Genomic DNA, 17,117 nt, shown 5'->3' with positions numbered 1-17,117 from the left:
GCCGGTCCATCAAGAGAACAAATCGACAATCGGATCGTGCAGCTAGGGCGCATTCTATCTGGCAATCCGCGCGCGAAGGTCAGCTGTCTGGGGCAATTCGACGTTCGGATGTCCGCTTGAAAGCGTTGGTCAGCGTCCATAGCTGGCCGACCCGTGCCTCATGCGTCCGGCATATCGCGACCCACAGCGGTCTTTCGACGGATTCCAGAGCGGACATTCCAACTTCATCTTCGACGGTCGTGCCGGCCGCTGAAGCAGATTCAGCGGAGGGCAGCTAGTTGCGAGAATCGAGACAATTCAAAAATATATTTGGTCAACTAGCTCGTGTAGGCGCCGTGATAGTTCCAATGCTCCAAGGTCGTAGTTAGACAACACAACTGTAACAAAACCGCCATTCAGTTGAATCTTGAAGTCTGCGCTGATGCCCGGAAAACCACCAGCGTGGCCGACCTTTAAGTCGCTCCCCTCACCACTTACAAAAAATCCGTACCCATACTGCGCCCCGATGTGATCTCTCCACAGCAAATCACGTGTCTTGCGACTGATCAGGCGATCGGACAAGAGCGACGTGGCGAATCGGTGAAGATCTCGAACGGTTGAGAAACCGCCGCCTGCCGGTCCGCCTTTGGCAACGTGGGTGAATATGTTTTCGCGCCACCCGGACCGATTCTGCGATGTGGGAACATAGCCCATCGCGAGATTTTCGATGGGGTCGTCGATGTCGTAGCAGTCGGTGTCAAACATTGCGCACGGAACAAATATTCGATCGCGAACATAACTAAAGTAGTCCGTACCAGTTACCCGTTCAATAACGGCACCTGCCAGCAACATACCGCTGTTGCTGTATAGAAACTCACTTCCAGGCTCGAACGCAGGGCTGTCGTCCCGAACGAGTACTTTGAAGTCGTCTATGCTGCGGAAAAGATCGCGGGAAGTCTTGAAAAATGTCTCATTGAAGTAACTTCCCAATCCAGAGGTATGGGTAAGAAGGTGTCTTATTTTTACCCCGCTCGACACGGAGGCAGGAAGCCACTCATCGCTCAGATAATTGTCGAGAGAGTCCTCAAAACTGAGCTGACCGGTTTCTGTCAGCTGCGCGAGCGCAACGGCAGTGAACATCTTGTTCGCGGACCCAAGGTTGAATTTGGTATCCGGACCATTATTAATGTGAAAGCGCTTGTTTGCGTGACCACATGCATATTCGAACAGAACCTCATCCCCGTGCGCGATGAGCACTGCCCCGGAAAACACACCGGCATTGAATCCTTTCACGCAGAGTTCGAGTGCCTGCTCAGCCAAATCCGTCGTGGCCAGTTGTGTCCGAGTTGCGTTTCGCGTGAGAGTTGGCCTCGCGGTCATCTCGAATATGCGTCCTGACCCACCAGATTCCATAATCAATCGAATTTCGTGCCATCCCGCGTACACTCGGTCCTCGACGGTGACCACCACCGTCGAGTTACTCGTATCTTCGGCCACGGACAGTAAGTCCACGCCCTGCGTAATTCGGAAAAGGCCAAGCAACCATTCGAGATCGTTTCGGGCAAGATGTTTTTGCGAAGCCGGCGGGGAAACGACGTTTTTATCCAGAAACGCTCGAACTGCAAGGCGGTCGTTTGAGTTAATCGCAGCGAGTAATTCTGTGATTTTCTGCCCGATAGAGTCCGGAGCGGCAGCCTGGGTATTCTTGTCCATTGATTTGCTGTCCCTTAGGCGCGCGCCTGAACGAAATCACGGAAAAATAATGCCATTGGCACGTAAGCAGTTCTTTTCCGAGATAAGAGTCTACACAACGTTTTGAAGAAAAAAATAGCGACGATTGCAATCTTGGCTACACCGTTCGACGTCGTTCCCGAGCGCTGATAGGTACGGTTTGATAAGGCGCGGCATGCGGCGGGTGCGGGTGCGCAACCGCCGCACGAGAACGGCTCTCCCACGAGGGAACCGATTGTCGGCGATTCGATCTACATCGATGGACGTCGGCTTTTGGCCGAACCCAGCCCGATGCGGACCTCGGTCTACCGCCGCTCGATGCCGATATGCGACCGGCATAAAGCGACCCTGAGCGGACCGTGGACCCATCACCACATATTCGGCAGCTTCAAAGACTACGAGCGTCATAACCACGCGGGCGCAGCGCGTTGAGGCGTAACCTTTCAGCACGCGGATCGTGCACGGGGTGAGGTGGCTTCCAATGCGTCACGCGTTCGGATCTGCGGTGAAGCCTCGCTAGCGATACTGCGGCTGCTCATTCGCGAACTCGCCCGATGATCGACCTGCCAGCGGGCGCGCGTCTGGATACGGGCTTTCCTCCCTTAATCGTGCAAGCAGCTTTGTTAGAAGCGGAATGTTGGCTATCTTTGACTCACCATCTGCCAGGCCGAACGAGAGAGGCAATCATGAAAGCATGGAACGTCGTGAATCTGCTCGTCGTCGTGGGATGCGTGACGTTGACGTCGAACGTCTACGCGCAAGCCAGCAACGCTATGCCGATGGGCTCGAGTCCGGCTGCAAGTTCAGGCAAGGCGACGCCAGCGGACAAGAAGCTGGCTCGGGACGTACGCAAGGCGTTGTCGAAAGCGCCCAACTTCAACGTGTCGAACGTATTCGTCAAGGCGCGGGGCGGCGTCGTGACATTATCCGGCAGCGTGCCGGACGGTCCTCAGATCCAGCAGGCCGCGGACGTGGCGAAGGGCGTGCCGGGTGTAACGTCGGTGAGTAACCATCTGACGCTCTATACGAAAGGGTATTGACGCTCCGAGGCGGCGCCGGGAAGTACTGGCCGTTTTCAGCCGTGAAAAGAGGAGCCGACGCTCTCGCAGGACAAGATGTTCACCGTGCGTCCACCCGCCTCGCACTCTCTCGTGATCGTGCCGAGCGTGATCAGCAGACATTCGTGGAACCTAGGATTTGGCTATCTGATCGATGTCAGGCGCGGATCGAGCGCAAACCGCTCGTCACTCCTGAGCCCGAACTGTCCGGCCGCCGTCGTGGTGTTGATCAGCACGCACCGACAAGAACAAGGAGCAACCGTCCCAAAATTGCGCCTGATGGCGGCCGCCGTGTCACTCGCAGGCAGCCTGCGGGTTATGTTCGGCGATGACGCCGATGAGCTCGGTCAGGTCCTTCGGGCGCGGACGCGCGCCATTCGATGGTGAGCAGGCGGAGGTATCGAGTCGCAATCGGCTCTATTGAGCCGTCACGACCGTATAGCCGCCCGTTTTCGCTCGGCCGCGCGGATGATTACCTCCGTATCGGCCATCACCTGATCGTGCGCGACCGCGGGGCGCGTGTCGGCGAGCGACGATTGAATCTTGGCGCACCCAGCTGTGGTACGCATCGGCGCTCTGCAGCCGTCGCGAATTCCGACTCGATGGGGCGGAAGGATTGCGTTCGTCGTCCCAGCTCCGGCCATTCGCCGCGCGCGATACCCGTCGCGCGGTGCGCCGCACGCCCGGTTCAATGCGATCGGCCGTGGCCGCCGCCACCCCAGTAACGGCCGCCGCCCCAGCCGCCACCGCCACCACCGCCCCAGCCGCCACCGCCGCCCCAGTTCGCGTGACCGGCGCCCGAAGCGCTGCTGCCGTAGCTACCACCTCCCCAGCTGGCGTGACTGCCGCTCCACGCACCCTGTCCATTTCCAGAGTAGGCGCGGCTGTAGTAGCCGTGTCCGTAATACCCGTGGCCATAGTACCCATGGCCCCAGTAGCCGTGGGCGGCCCAGTAGGTGTGATGGCCATAGTGGTAGTGGCTGTAACCGCCGCAACACCCGCCCCAGAAGGCGAACGACACCGACGGCCACCAGTAGTAGCCCGGCCAGTACCCGTAGTACGGGTATGGATACGCGTAGGGGTAGGCCGGTGGATAGGCGATTGGATAGTACGCCGGCGCGCCATAGGCAGGCGCGGGGGCGAAATCGTACGTCGATGGCGGCCCGTCGGGCGACCTGCCGTCGGGCATGTTGAATTCCTCTGGCGCCGGAGCCTGCTGCGACGGCTCCCCGGGCGCGACGGGCACGCCATGCTGCGTGGCCGCCGTCGGCACGGCGGGATAGCCATTCGGATAGGCAGTGGAATAGGTAGCAGGATAGCCCGGGTAATACCCGTAGCCTGGATAGTAGCCGTACGGTACGTAGTAACAACCAGACAGCGCGCCGGACAACGCAAGAACTGCAACGGCGCTGCCGGCGCGCAACGTTGCATCGAGCGGGTTCATGACATGCTCCCTCGTTATTCGCGCGGCGACATGCGCCTCACACTTTCCATTCAGCTTATGTCAGGGTTCCATGTTGCACGTTATAAAGTGGTAACGGCGTATTTCAGGTAGTGACCACCCCCGGAGATTGAACTGAACATCGCGAAGTCGTATCCGCCTTCAGCTTTTCGCTGATCGCCCAGATTTCCTTGAGCTTCAGCGGAGGCTTCTGATCAGTGAGCTTTACGCTGGGCCGCGTGCAAGGCACCGTGAGGCCCGGACTAGCCTTTTTGCATCCAGTACTCGCCCTCGCATTTACTCTCATTTAGGTTCTGTGAGACGTCCGTGTTGGTCATAAAGTGAAGGATGCCGCAAATGCCACGCAGCTTCCCCGTGCCGCCGGTGAGCACCGTGCTTCCTATGACGGTGCGGACATCGGCGGACTGGCCGGTTGCAGATTGTGAGATCCCGTCAAACTTGCCGAAAATCTTGTCGCCGCCTTCCAGGTTGTAAAACCCATAGCCGATGACGGTGCCGTTGCCATCGACGGTGTCCACGGTGCCGCGCATCCATTGCTCCGTGACGCTTACGCCAGCAAACATCAACGCGCCCTTGGGAAAGGTGCGATGCAGTTCATAGAGTGCGAGCGAATGCCCCGGTATGTCTTCAACGTCCAGCAGGTGAAGCAGCGTGTATTTCGAATTTTCGCCTGACACCTCGTAGAATATTTTCTCCCGCCTTTGAGCGGAACTTGACTGGTTCATAGTCAGCCTCCATTGCGTAGTCCGTTCACCTTGCCGATGACTTTGCCACTAACTTCGGTAGCGGGCACCCGCAAAGCACTTTCAGTATCGGACGCGCCGTGGCACCCGCAAGGGATTTTCACATCCTTTCCGGCGTTCCGCCTTAACACCGTTCGGAGACCGTAGACGACCCACATCTGCCCTTCGACCCGACGCGATCGCTACGGCAGCTTTCAAAGTGGAACAGCCATTCGAGCAGCCGTCTTGGCCGGGAAGTTCTCGGCCTTTATAGCTGCCTATAAGGACTTCCCTTTTTTTGCAAGCTGGGGTTGATTTATCCATCCATCCTCGTCCATCCATTCGATTGCCATGTCATCGGGGTACACATTCGGCATTCAGCGGCGAGACAGACTGCACACCTATAAACGGCCTTGTTGAGCACTATCATTGCGGGTGCCCGGGCCCGGATAGTAACCGCGCAGCAGGACTCCATCCGTTGGACGGCGAATACATTTCGTGTAGCGCCTCACAGCTTTTCGAGTTCGCCCGCTGCCGGTCTGACCTGTCGCTATCCTTGCCTTTGCGTCCTGGATTACGAAGTCACGCTTTTAGGTGACGCTGCGAATTTACCTGTTCATGCTGTTGTCCTACCGTGGCTGGGCCGGTGTTGAGGGAGTGGAGACATACGAGGGATCGAAGCGCTCGCCCTTGGCCAGAATTGCCCAGAGGATGCGCGCGTGCTTGTTGGCGACAGCCACCAGCGTTCGATACCAACCCACGCGTGCCTGGAGCTGAACGATCCAGCGCGAGAGCCGGTCGGTTCGTCGATGGGCGCTCGTTACTGCCGAGCGCGCGCCTTGGAACAGCAGCGTGCGCAGATACGTGTTGCCCTGTTTGGTGATGCGGCCCAGGTGGGTCTTGCCGCCGCTGCTCTTCTGTTTGGGCACCGTGCCGATCCAGGCGGCAAATTGGCGGCCGTTTTTGAACAGGCGAGCGTCGCCGACGGTAGCCACCGTGGCCGACGCGGTGAGCGGCCCGATGCCGATGACCGCCATCACGCGCTGCGCGTTGCTGTCGTGCTTCACGTGCGTGGCGACTTGCGCGTCGCACCAGGCGATTTGCTGGTCGAGGCCCTGCAGGTGCTCCCAGCCTCGCAGCAGCGCAGTGCGCGCGACACCGTTCAGTTCGGTGGCCCCGTCCTCCAGTGCCTCGACGAAGTGGGCACGAAATGCATTGATGCCTTGCGGCAGGAACACGCCGAACTCGACCAGCTCACCGCGCAGCCGGTTGACGAGCGCGGTACGCTCCTCAACGAAACCGTCCCGCATCCGGTGCAGCAGCAGCACGTTTTGCTGCTCTGCCGTTTTGACGGCCACGAAGCGCATGTGCGGTCGGCCCGCGGCCTCGCAGATGGCCTCGGCATCGAGCCTGTCGTTTTTCACGTGTTTGCCGCCCTTGCGGTAGGGCGCGGCGAGCTGCGGCGCGATCAGCCGAACCTCGTGGCCGAGCGCGCGCAGCTTGCGCCCCCAGTAGTGGGCTGCGCTGCACGCTTCCATTGCGACCAGGCACGGCTCGAGGTTGGCAAACCATTCGAGAAACTTCTGCCGTGAAATGGCTTTCCTGACCACCACGCGTTCCATGCTGTCCACGCCGTGTACCTGGATGATGTTCTTGGCCAGATCCACGCCGATACGAGTAATCTTGTCCATGACTTTCCCCTTCCCAGATGAGTTGTCTAGCACCAACCATCCTGGCATATCGCTATGCCACGAGATCGGGAAAGTCCTTACTAATTCGTTGGGATTGCTGAGCTGACGAAGAACGGACCAAGCCGGTGCCTACGGCCGCTGTCGCGCGCTCGAGTTGACCGTGCAAGGCTTTGCGATAGACTGCCTTGATCCTAGAGGGGTTTGTCGTGGCTGATCTTAAAACCATGTTGGTCCGTTCGAACGCCGCTTGCGCCCTGATTTGCATGTCGCTGCTGGCGCACGCCGGGACGTCGGCAGACTCAGCCACTGTTACCCATGCGACTGAGCCTGAAAATTCTGCCTCTGCAGATGTCCTGTCGACTCGGCCTTTCGTGGGCGACGACCCGGTTGCCATCAGGGACGCCTTGGCGGACCAGAGCTTCAATGCCAACTCGCCTTCGTTGAGCGATCGCATCAGGAACCTGATCCACGTCCCTGTCCTTAAGGCGCCAAGCGATCTCGACTTGCCGAAAGCCAGTCTCGACCGCGAGCTGGCTTTCGTCGTACCGGCGCCCTACGGAATACGATATCAGTCAAAGACGCACCTGTTGACGGTAAACGTAGATCTATCCGATGACGACAATCCGGGAGTGATCCTGCTCAAGAAGACCATAACCGGACCACGCGGTCGAGGGCTTGTGGTGGCGCCGGAGGCGAAGGCCAAGGGGTACATCCAACATATCCATCTGATTGAGCTCAAGTCCGGCGAACGGAGCAAAACCAGGGTTCACGGACGCGTGACACTTTCGCAGCCGGCGTTCTACGAAGCGAATGGAGACTTCGCGATTGTGCTGATGTGTAGCATGGCGCCGCCTTACCTGAGCGATCGACGCGAACATAGCGATCCCAGCGACGACGAGCCCACAGACATCACGACAAGAACCTCGACGCTGTACACCAACATTCACGCCATCTGGCTGGTGAGCCCGCAGCGGGGTATCGTGCTATCGAAGAAGCTGCATCTGTCGAAGTAAAGAAGTAAAAAACCCTGGATTGTTTTTCGACACAACCTCTCTCGGGGTGCCGGTTTCGAATCAGACAGAGGAAGCCGCAGCTTCTGAGTGTCACCAAGCCGGATTGTGCGCGGGAGACGCCGCTACCTGGAATAGCGGCATTGAACGTTAGCGTGAGACAGCGCAGGGACATCTGACATACTCTGCTCGCACGGAGCTGGATCGCGGCGCCGTGATGGTCGCGCGTAAGCTGTGACCCTTTGCAACGGTTAATTGAGGCGGGCAACGCGTCGCTACACCTTCTCTCGTTCGAAAGTGATCGGAGTCAGACTGATCTGCTCGGAAATGCCGACTTCCTTACAGTCCAGCAGGGTGCTCCCCGAAGCGTCACTGGTACCCGACCGCGCAAATTTTTCCATGGACGACGCGTGGTACGTCTATAACACCCGAACGGGGCTGCGCTCAGATCATCGATGATCTGCTGCGTGATGTTCACGAAACGCTTGGACGGCGTACGGCCCTCCAACAATTCGTGGTTGTTGATGCAGGCAGGCAACTTGCAACGTCCGTTTCCGCTGGGAGGCAAATATGGAGAAACGATTGAATGGAGAAGGGATGGATCTGCTGTTCCGTCAGGCTCGAACCCACAATAGCTGGCTGCCTAAGCCGGTCAGTGATGACACATTGCGCGAACTCTACGAGCTGATGAAGTGGTGCCCAACGAGCGCAAACTGCAGCCCAGCACGTATTCTGTTCCTGCGCACTCAGGATGCGAAGCAACGACTTCTGCCGGCATTGGCACCAGGCAATATCGACAAAACGATGAGCGCACCGGTGACAGCCATCATCGCTTATGACGGCAAGTTCTATGACAAGCTGCCCAAACTCTTCCCGCACGCAGATGCGCGAGCCTGGTTCGCCGACACACCGGAGCTGGCCGAGGTCACGGCACGGCGCAATAGCTCGCTACAAGGGGCCTATTTCGTCCTGGCTGCCCGCTCGCTCGGACTGGATTGTGGTCCGATGTCCGGGTTCGATCATGCAAAGGTTGACCATGAATTTTTTCCTGCGAGCGCACAGGAGGGCACCTTCCAGCAGGAGTACTTTCCCGACAGCCACATCAAGTCGAATTTCCTCTGCAATCTGGGCTATGGTGATCCGGCAGGGCTGTTCCCGCGCAGCCCACGCCTAGATTTTGACGAGGCCTGCAAATTGCTCTGACCAGCAGGAACCCGGTTTCGCCGTCCGTTGACTAAAGCGGAGATGCTATGTGGGACTACCCAAGCCAGACCCGTTTAGCTAAAACGGAATTTCCAACCCTGTGCAAAGGAGACGGAAATGTCGGCGACCCAGACAGTCCCACAAGGCAATGATACGGCGATCCAAGTCCAGCTCTACATGAGCTTCGAACTCGGCGACAAGTCGTGGAAGTTGACGGCCAGCGATGGCCGGCGCGGCCCGAGCCGTTTCAGCGTGCACGCCGGCGACACGGCTGCGGTGCTCGACTGCGTGCGCCGCGCCAAGGAGCGCTGCCAGCTCGAACCGCAGGCCCCGGTGCATTCGTGCTATGAGGCCGGCCGCGATGGCTGGTGGCTGCATCGCTGGTTGAGCGGGCAAGGCATTGACAACCTCGTGGTCGACCCGGCGAGCATCGAAGTGAACCGACGCGCCAGACGGGCCAAGACCGACCGGCTCGACGGCGATAAGCTGCTGGTGATGCTCAGGCGCCACCACGCTGGCGAGCGCGTCTGGTCGGTAGTGCACGAGCCCGCGCCCGAGCAGGAAGATGCGCGCCGCACGCACCGTGAACTGGCCCGGCTGAGCCAGGAGCGTACCGCCCACACGAACCGCATCCGCTCCCTGCTGGTGCTGCACAACCTGCGTGTGCCGGTCATCGTCGGCGGGCGCGACTGGGCGGCGTGGTGGGAGCGCCATCGCGAGCAGGTGCCGCCGGTGTTGCGCGGCGAGATCGAGCGCGAGAGCGCGCGGCTGGCGCTGGTCAGGCAGCAGCTCAAGGTGCTGGAAGCGGCGCGGCGCCAGGAACTGGCCGAGGGCAAGCATCCGCTGGTGGCGCAAATGGCACGGCTGCGCGCGATCGGCCCCAAGGGCGCCTGGGTGCTGGTCAAGGAAGTGTTTGGCTGGCGACGTTTCGCCAACCGGCGCGAGCTGGCCGGCAGCCTGGGGCTCACGCCGACACCCTACGACAGTGGCGGCAGTCAGATCGAGCAAGGCATCAGCAAGGCGGGCAACAAGCGAGCGCGCACGATGCTGGTCGAACTCGCCTGGCGCTGGCTGCAGCTGCAGCCCGACAGCCTCCTGACCCAGTGGTTCAACCGGCGCTTTGCCGGCGGCGGCAAGCGCATGCGGCGCGTGGGCATCGTGGCGTTGGCGCGGCGCCTGGCTATCGCGCTGTGGCACTACCTCGAGCACGGCGAGATTCCGGCCGGAGCCTCGCTCAAGCCGGCAGCTGCCTGAAATTCCGGGCAGCACGGGTACCACGCAACGCCTTCGCACGCAACACGTCATCATGATCCAGGGTCGACGCGCCCGGAACGTCGGCGGGTCACGGCACCCCGTGACCGTCTCGCAGAGATGGGGCGCGCCCATAACCGGGGTTTGCCAGCGCGCCTTGCGCGCATGCTGCATGAGGTGCAGGGTGTTGGCGCCCTGCACGGATAGAAGTTCGTTCGGGCACTGGCTCGAACGCTCATCACACCCCGACCCCGGACCAGGATGGCACAGCCATGTCGCGCCAAGGCATCACGCGCTCAACAACCTACAGGAGCCACCATGAAATCCAAGCCTTACGTGATCAAAAACGGCTTGACATACAAGTCCCCATAGAAGCCGACGTTCGAATGTCTGCCTGAAAGCGCGTGCGAACGTCCGAAGCGGGCCGGTCACTGCCTAACGGCGAAATACCGCATTGCGGCCACCAGAGGTGGGATTTGAATGACGACTTCACGCCCTGAGTCCGTCCGTCAAGTATTTCGAGGGGGCAGTGCGAGGCTTCCGAGGAGAGGCGAGCCCCGCTTCCTCAATGCATTCAGATGGACGCTCTCGTCGTACAGTGTCCGTGTTTGCCAGCAGCGGTAGAGGATCCGTATCCACTTGAACGCCAATGCCCTGACGGCGGCCTGATACGAACTGCCCTTCGCTCTCTGTTGCAGGTAGTAAGCGCCCGCCCAGAATGACTTGTTAATTGTCTGGCCGGCCCATTCCACGAATGTCTGGCGCAGGAACGTCGGACATTGCCAGCGCCAGTGCACCCAGCATTTCTTGCCACTGCGCTCAGTGACCGGCGCAATGCCGGAATACTTCTGCAGTTCAGCAGCGTGCCTGAAGCGCTCACGCTGCTCGCCGAATGCGGCAAGCAGCCGCGGTGTCAGATGTGGGCCCGCTCCCGGCAGGCATTCAAACAGGGCGAAGTCAGGTAGCGTTCGCGCGACCGTCGCAATCTCCCTGTCGAACACATCGATCCCAGCGAGAGCCGCTCGCAGTTGTGCCACCAGCGCCAACGCGTGCAGCCGGCAGGGTGAGAGGATGCCGGGATCTTCAGTCAGAGGGGTGGCCGAGCGAATGGACTCCAGACGCATTTCGATCAGCCTGGGGCGGCGGCAGTTGTGCGCATGGAAGAACGCCTCAAGGGTACTGCGGTGGGCGCGTTTGACGGCCGAAAGCATCGGCCAACGCGCGATGAAGTCGCAGAACAGTGCCGTGTCGATGTGCGCGAACCACTCCAGCGCCTGCGGGTAATACTGTTTGAGCGTATTGCATAAACGGTTGATATGACTCCGCTTGTCAAGAGGGGATCGGTTTTGGGTTTTGAGCTGCCATCTGAATTTCCTGAGGGCGACGTAGCAGTAAATCTCGACGGTGGATCATGCTGATATCCGCGGGTTGGTTACCGCATTACAGAAGTCCGCCCAGCGAGCCTGCCGCTATCTAGTGCCGCAAGTCGAATCAAATCCGTTGCCTAACCGTCTCGCGGGTTGCTCGGGTGCCGGGCTACGCCGCTTTCAGGAAACTCTTGCTCGGGTGGTGAGGTTGATTTACTTGTTGCTCAAGGGTTCGGTCACGCCATGCGCACCTCGGGCCGTACGGAGAGCGACATGGCGAGCTGGCTGATGTCCCAGATGAAACCGGCGAGTTCGCGAGCGACCGCGACCACCGCAATATTCTTCTGCTTGCCGCGCGCGAGGAGCTTCCGGTAGCGCCGGCACAGGCGCATCTGCGCGTCCCAGGCGCGGTCAACGATGGGCTTGGGGATGCCTTCGTGGCGGCGCTGGATTTCGGGGCTCACGCGGGCCGGATGCTGGTAGCTCCAGGCCGCTTCCACCAGCAACTTTCTTGCATAGCTGTTGCCGTTCTTGGTGATGCTGCCCTGACGGCGCTTGTCGCCCGACGAGTGTTCGGATGGCGTCACCCCCAGCCAGGCCATCAGCTGGCGCGGGTGGGCGAAGCGTGACAGATCCCCGAGCTCAGCGAGCATGCCCACTGCCGTGGTGAACTGCACGCCGCGCATCGTCTGCAGGCCCAGCACGGCAGGATAGAATCGCCAGTTGACGACAGCCTCGCGCAACGCGGCCTCCAGCCGGTCGCATTGCGCCAGGCGATCCTCGATCGTGCGCCGATACTCCTCGAACGCCAGTTGCTGCCAGACGCTGTCGAAAGCATAGGCGCTGAGCCAGCGCCGGTGCGCAGGTCCCCAGTCGGCGCGGCCGGCATAGCGCACGCCATGCAAGAGCAGAAAGGCCTTCAGCCGTTGCCGCGCACGCTTAAGATCGTCCTTGGCGCTGACCCACGCGCGAGCCAGATCGCGGAATGCTTCGTCTTCCACGCTTGGCACGTACACCGCTGACAGGTCGCCGGCGCGCAGCGACCGCACCAGCTTGATCGCATCACGCCGGTCAGTCTTGACCCGATCGCCCGGCTTTTTCGGAATCAGCGACGGCGCGCACACCAGGCAGTCGAATCCCTTCTGCACGAGCTGACGATAAAGTCCATAGCCGCACGGGCCCGCCTCGTAGACGATGCGGATGTGCCGCGCCTTCGATTGCAGGCGCGTACACAGCCGATCAATATCCGTCTTCGTCGTGCCAATCTTGCCGAGCAGTTCGACCTCGCCTGTGCCCAGCGCATAGGCAACCGTGATCGAATCCTTGTGAACGTCGAGCCCTACGTACAGTGTGATATCTTTTTCCACGCTGGCCTCCGTGATGGATATCGCCGGGTGTGGCCCTGTCCACACCGTGCGGCTCTGGCAGAAATACTAACCCGCGTTTGAGTCCTCGCGGCGGGCCAGCCTCTACCTCGCGGAGTCATACTGACTAGTGAATCGCGTCTTGTCGCCGACCATTTCACGGCGCTGCTCGATCAGGCTCATCAGACAACGCATACCCGCGCTTTGCGGCCTCAGCGGAGCGAACCGCTCGGGATGCAAAGCAGCAGATCGAGTGCCAGTTCGGCATCGGTGGGATCGTCTTTGGCCCGACTCGGTTTGAACGCCTCGCGGTATTTTGCGAGCGTCGATGGATTAAACGGAAAGAGGACCAGGAAATCATACTTCTGAAGCGCGGAAACAGTTGGTCCCCTTGCCAGCTCGAGGGCAACTGCGATCATCCCATCAAAGCGCTGATGCAATCCCTTTGCCCACTCATCAATGCATGCGACCTGATGGGAACACAACTGAACTCTCGTCTGGTGTCGTCGGCAGCCTGCAGGCAGATATCGTGTTTCGTATCCGCCCAGTGCCGCACTGCGGCACTGTTCGATGGCCGACATGACCTTCAGCTGCCCCAGGCTCAGCGCTACCGTGCGCCGCCACGCCGGCCCGCAGGCGCGGAAGATATCCGCGACCTCCAGCACGGGGTGCTCCGCGTGCGGCCGGGCTAGCCGGCGGGCAGGCGGTCCAGCGGACTGACCACCTTGCGCAGGAGGTCAGTGGCAACCTGGGTATAGAGCGTGGTGGTCTCGATCTGCCTGTGTCCAAGGAGCACCTGGATCACGCGGATATCCTCCTTCTGTTCCAGCAGGTGCGTGGCAAAGGAATGCCTCAGCGTGTGCATGGATACGCGCTTGTCGATGTTTGCGGTCTCGGCGGCCGCATGGATGGCGCGGGTCAGTTGCCGCGTGCTGAGCGGGTCAATCGGATCGAGGCCCGGAAAGAGCCACCCGCCATCGAGCATGCAGCCCTGGGCACGGGCAACGCGCCACCAGACGCGCAGACGTTCGAGCAGGACCGGCGAGAGCATCGCGTAGCGGTCACGGCGGCCCTTGCCCTGCTCGATGCGCAGGGTCATGCGCTGGCTGTCGATGTCGCTGACCCTGAGGGCGACCACTTCGCTCGCACGCAGCCCGGCGCCATAGGCGACCGACAGCGCGGTCTGATGCTTGAGGTTTCCGGCTGCCGCGATGAGCCGGCGCACCTCCTCGGGGCTGAGCACAACCGGGAGCGTGCGAGGCACGCGTACCGGCTGCATCCGCGCCATCAGCTCAGGCCGGCCGGGCGTGACTTCGAAGAAGAACTTCAGACCGCTGATCGCGGCGTTCAGCGACACCGGCGACGCGCCGTGATCGACCAGATGCAGCTGATAGTCCCGGAGGTCCTCGACCGTGGCGGTATCGGGTAAACGCCCGAGGTATCGGGCGAACTGACGTACGGCACGCAGGTAGGCGGCCTGGGTCTTGGGTGCGAACTTGCGCATGCGCAAGTCCTCAAGCATACGGCGGCGCAGCGGGCTGATGCCCGGATCGGAGGAGGTCATGATGGGGCTCCTGCTGGAGGACGAGGCGGATTGCCTCAACCACCAACATAAGCGCCGGCGCCACTGGCCTCCCATTCGCCGCCAGAGACGGGCCGCAGCCCCCTACCGCGCGAGCGGTTTAGTCCTTTCGGCCAAAGCCGACGTTCGGCTGTCGGCGTTTGCAAGGCAGCTCTCAGTCCCATTCCCGACTTTCGGATGCCGGGGTTTGTGAATGTCGCACTCGCGGCGGGCGAACGCGTACTCCCGACCCTGAGCCGCCATCCATCGTCTCTCAGCCCGGACGCCCGTTTCCCAGGGCTAAGCAGTCGATCCCGTGTGCACACCCAGCGACGGAATCGGCAGAAATGTCCGAAGTCGGAACCGATGCTCCAAGAGTTGAATCCCCGAATTCCCCTTCGTCAACGCTTAGGGGACGCCGTCGCCCAGGCGACCTTCGAGCGCTCACGCGTCCAATGTTACGCCCCTTCCTCAACAGCAAATGCCCTTCCGTCGCACATCCATTCGACGTTCCGACGAAGCACACCGATTTCCTGTAGCGGGTCACGCAAGAATTATAGGGTTTGCCCTGATGTAATTCTGCGACTGTTTGCCTTCCACCCAAGCCAGTAAATTCGATGGAGGCTCAATGAAGAGACACGCGCTGCCCTGTGAGCCACTCACACTCTTGCGCTGGCTTTAGAGTCGCGAAAGCTTGGCCTCGCTTTGACGAAAACACCTGGGCACCCACCGGCTAAATTAAGGACATTCAATGGAACACTACAGCGGTACCCTTTCCCCCGAGGCCGCAAAGGTCTCCGCAGATCTTTTAGAGAAACTCGCGTACGCTACGACGGAAACAGCCCCACTAGTAGCAGGTCGCCGAACATTCTTCAATTATCGGGATCTCGGTGTTTCCGACGCCACGGACGGTCGGATGAGGGCGCAGGTGACCGTGGCGACAGGCGTGATGCAGCAGACCGGTTGGCATTACCATGTTTGCGAAACGCAGTTTATTTTCACCCTCCGAGGCTGGATAGATCTTCAGTTCGAAGATGGTCGAGTTATTCGGGTTGGCGCTGGCGAATCGCTTTATATTCCACCTGGTCTCAAACACAATGAAACGGCAATCTCGGAAGATTTCGAGTTCCTGGAAATTTCAGTGCCGGCCAGGATGGGAACAATACCGTGCGAGCCTCCTGAAGGTTTAAAGATCCTCGACTGAATTGCACGACGTACCGCTTGGCTCGCAATGCGCACTGAGACGCAGTAAGCATGACCTGAAGTCGTGCTTACCAGTCAAGAGCGCTTGCGCTGGTTGTTTTCCTGCCCGCCCTTTACCGCCCCTACAGTCCTGGTCACGCAAGCTAACGGTTCTAACCAACCACGCGGCATGCGACAGCGACAATGTTCTGCTTGTCCTGCTTTCCTTGGCGAAGCCGACGGTGCACGCAACAGAGACCGCGAAAGTCCGACGGCTGAATCGAGCCTATGTATCAGTTCAACGGGTATGATGCCTGGTATGTTCGTTACATAAGTCGTCTGGCCGATTGACCTGTCCGGCGGCTGAAGCCCAGGCGATGAAAGGAAGGCCGAAACTGCATCTGTCGTTAAGTCCGGAGGACAGAGCCGCGCTCAACGACTTCGCGCAGCGCGGCGGCACTCGTCCAGCGCTGGCATTTCGCGCCCGAATCGTCCTGGCCTGTGCAGAGGGACTGGACAATGCGGTTGTGGCCGCTCGCGTTCAGTCGACCGCGCACACAGTCTCCAAATGGCGCAGAAGGTTCATCATGGATGGCCTGCAGGGCTTGACGGATCTTCCTCGCAGCGGGGCTCCCCAAAGAATCGGCGAAGCGACGGTGGCCGAGATCGCATCTCGCAAGCCCGACGGTGTCATGGCAGTAAGCAGTGCCCGCCACGTCGCACGAGAGGCTAACGTTTCCGCCTCCACTGTCGGCCGGATATGGCAGAACATGGACAGGCCGGTAAAACGATCCGGATCCCACGGATCTCGTACCGCGCCTACTTCTGCTGGATCCGAAGTCGTTTCTATAAAGGCGGCGCCCACCGTCAACCAGGAAGGACAGGGTTCCAGTGATGACAGACTGGCTACCGACGTGGGTTCCGGTGAGTCGCCGAATCCGCCTGACGATCTTGTGCAGGCGTTTCGCATGGCACCCGTTGGCCTGCTCCTGTCCAGGCAGCGAGTCATCGTGTCTTGCAACTACACGTTCGGTGAAATTTTTGGGTGTGCGCCCAACGAACTGGCTGGACGCTCGCTGGAATACCTCTACCCCTCCCAGGATGAGTTTCGACACATCGGCGAGCGCGCATGGCTGGTGATGAAGGAGACGGGCTTTTATTCCGATGAGCGCATCATGCAAAGGCTTGATGGCAACCCGTTCTGGTGCCACGTTTCCGGGCGCTCAATGAACCGCGACGATCCATTTGCAACTGCGATCTGGGCATTCGAGGATATTTCGTCGGCCCGTCGGGTAACTCGCGACCTGACTCGGCGCGAGCGCGAGGTCGCGCAACTGCTGGTGACGGGAAAAAGCAGCAAGCAGATCGCGCGCGAGCTGCAAATTAGTCATCGAACGGTTGAAGCACACCGTGCCCGGCTTATGCGCAAGTATGCAGCCATGACGACGGGAGAACTGATCGGCAAGCTACTCGGGCGCGATCGGTGACCTTCTGCACTTCCTCTGCGCCACACTGCCACATTGTAAGTTCTATGCC

The 17,117-nt window shown here is 60.3% G+C and carries 15 protein-coding genes and 1 pseudogene; 7 read left to right on the top strand and 9 right to left on the bottom strand.

The genetic code is table 11. The features are described 5' to 3' along the window. Positions 1-297 precede the first annotated feature (297 nt). Positions 298-1,692 carry a serine hydrolase domain-containing protein gene (locus tag OKW39_RS26850; protein WP_429359793.1) on the bottom strand — a complete coding sequence of 465 codons (1,395 nt, stop codon included), beginning with the start codon at positions 1,690-1,692 and terminating at the stop codon, positions 298-300. Between the two features lie 704 nt (positions 1,693-2,396). Here OKW39_RS26850 and OKW39_RS26845 point away from each other — a divergent pair. After that, positions 2,397-2,750 carry a BON domain-containing protein gene (locus OKW39_RS26845; protein ID WP_429564046.1) on the top strand — a complete coding sequence of 118 codons (354 nt, stop codon included), beginning with the start codon at positions 2,397-2,399 and terminating at the stop codon, positions 2,748-2,750. 75 nt (positions 2,751-2,825) lie between these two features. After that, a complete protein-coding gene (locus OKW39_RS26840) occupies positions 2,826-3,155 on the top strand; it encodes a hypothetical protein (protein WP_429359787.1) in 330 nt (109 codons plus the stop codon). Between the two features lie 41 nt (positions 3,156-3,196). Here OKW39_RS26840 and OKW39_RS26835 read toward each other — a convergent pair whose 3' ends face one another. From OKW39_RS26835 to OKW39_RS26820, 4 genes are all read right to left on the bottom strand, one after another. Then, positions 3,197-3,337: a hypothetical protein gene (locus OKW39_RS26835; RefSeq protein ID WP_429359785.1), complete on the bottom strand. Its 141-nt coding sequence runs from the start codon at positions 3,335-3,337 to the stop codon at positions 3,197-3,199. A gap of 119 nt (positions 3,338-3,456) precedes the next feature. Continuing rightward, positions 3,457-4,212 carry a hypothetical protein gene (locus OKW39_RS26830; protein ID WP_429359783.1) on the bottom strand — a complete coding sequence of 252 codons (756 nt, stop codon included), beginning with the start codon at positions 4,210-4,212 and terminating at the stop codon, positions 3,457-3,459. A 260-nt stretch (positions 4,213-4,472) separates the two neighbouring features. Continuing rightward, a complete protein-coding gene (locus OKW39_RS26825) occupies positions 4,473-4,955 on the bottom strand; it encodes a hypothetical protein (RefSeq protein WP_429564045.1) in 483 nt (160 codons plus the stop codon). A gap of 626 nt (positions 4,956-5,581) precedes the next feature. Then, positions 5,582-6,643: an IS110 family transposase gene (locus OKW39_RS26820; protein ID WP_090812806.1), complete on the bottom strand. Its 1,062-nt coding sequence runs from the start codon at positions 6,641-6,643 to the stop codon at positions 5,582-5,584. Between the two features lie 224 nt (positions 6,644-6,867). On the opposite strand from OKW39_RS26820, the gene OKW39_RS26815 reads away from it, so the two are divergent. From OKW39_RS26815 to OKW39_RS26805, 3 genes are all read left to right on the top strand, one after another. After that, positions 6,868-7,656, top strand: coding sequence for a hypothetical protein (locus OKW39_RS26815; protein WP_429564271.1), 789 nt, complete (start codon positions 6,868-6,870; stop codon positions 7,654-7,656). Between the two features lie 567 nt (positions 7,657-8,223). After that, the gene (locus OKW39_RS26810) at positions 8,224-8,856 is read left to right on the top strand and encodes a malonic semialdehyde reductase (protein WP_429359777.1); all 633 of its coding nucleotides are present in this window, start codon (positions 8,224-8,226) and stop codon (positions 8,854-8,856) included. 117 nt (positions 8,857-8,973) lie between these two features. After that, the gene (locus OKW39_RS26805) at positions 8,974-10,110 is read left to right on the top strand and encodes an IS110 family transposase (RefSeq protein WP_429359775.1); all 1,137 of its coding nucleotides are present in this window, start codon (positions 8,974-8,976) and stop codon (positions 10,108-10,110) included. Between the two features lie 506 nt (positions 10,111-10,616). On the opposite strand, the gene OKW39_RS26800 is transcribed toward OKW39_RS26805, so the two are convergent. The 4 genes and pseudogenes from OKW39_RS26800 to OKW39_RS26785 form a co-directional block, all read right to left on the bottom strand. Further along, positions 10,617-11,318 (bottom strand): transposase, encoded by a 702-nt coding sequence (locus OKW39_RS26800; protein ID WP_429564044.1) that lies wholly within the window; start codon positions 11,316-11,318, stop codon positions 10,617-10,619. A gap of 392 nt (positions 11,319-11,710) precedes the next feature. Continuing rightward, positions 11,711-12,841 carry an IS110 family transposase gene (locus OKW39_RS26795; protein ID WP_090803864.1) on the bottom strand — a complete coding sequence of 377 codons (1,131 nt, stop codon included), beginning with the start codon at positions 12,839-12,841 and terminating at the stop codon, positions 11,711-11,713. Between the two features lie 524 nt (positions 12,842-13,365). Then, positions 13,366-13,503: pseudogene (locus OKW39_RS26790) on the bottom strand (IS91 family transposase); the annotation flags it as partial. A 23-nt stretch (positions 13,504-13,526) separates the two neighbouring features. Next, the gene (locus tag OKW39_RS26785) at positions 13,527-14,402 is read right to left on the bottom strand and encodes a tyrosine-type recombinase/integrase (RefSeq protein ID WP_429332195.1); all 876 of its coding nucleotides are present in this window, start codon (positions 14,400-14,402) and stop codon (positions 13,527-13,529) included. A gap of 748 nt (positions 14,403-15,150) precedes the next feature. Here OKW39_RS26785 and OKW39_RS26780 point away from each other — a divergent pair. Together OKW39_RS26780 and OKW39_RS26775 are read left to right on the top strand one after the other, a co-directional pair. Then, positions 15,151-15,603 (top strand): cupin domain-containing protein, encoded by a 453-nt coding sequence (locus OKW39_RS26780; RefSeq protein ID WP_429359513.1) that lies wholly within the window; start codon positions 15,151-15,153, stop codon positions 15,601-15,603. Positions 15,604-15,958: 355 nt separating this feature from the next. Then, a complete protein-coding gene (locus OKW39_RS26775) occupies positions 15,959-17,068 on the top strand; it encodes a LuxR C-terminal-related transcriptional regulator (protein ID WP_429561743.1) in 1,110 nt (369 codons plus the stop codon). The last annotated feature ends 49 nt before the right edge of the window (positions 17,069-17,117 follow it).

Origin of the sequence: Paraburkholderia sp. MM6662-R1 (genome assembly GCF_050436245.1) — a bacterium.
Classification (GTDB): Bacteria; Pseudomonadota; Gammaproteobacteria; order Burkholderiales; family Burkholderiaceae; genus Paraburkholderia; species Paraburkholderia tuberum.
This window is presented reverse-complemented; position numbering and strand designations above follow the sequence as displayed.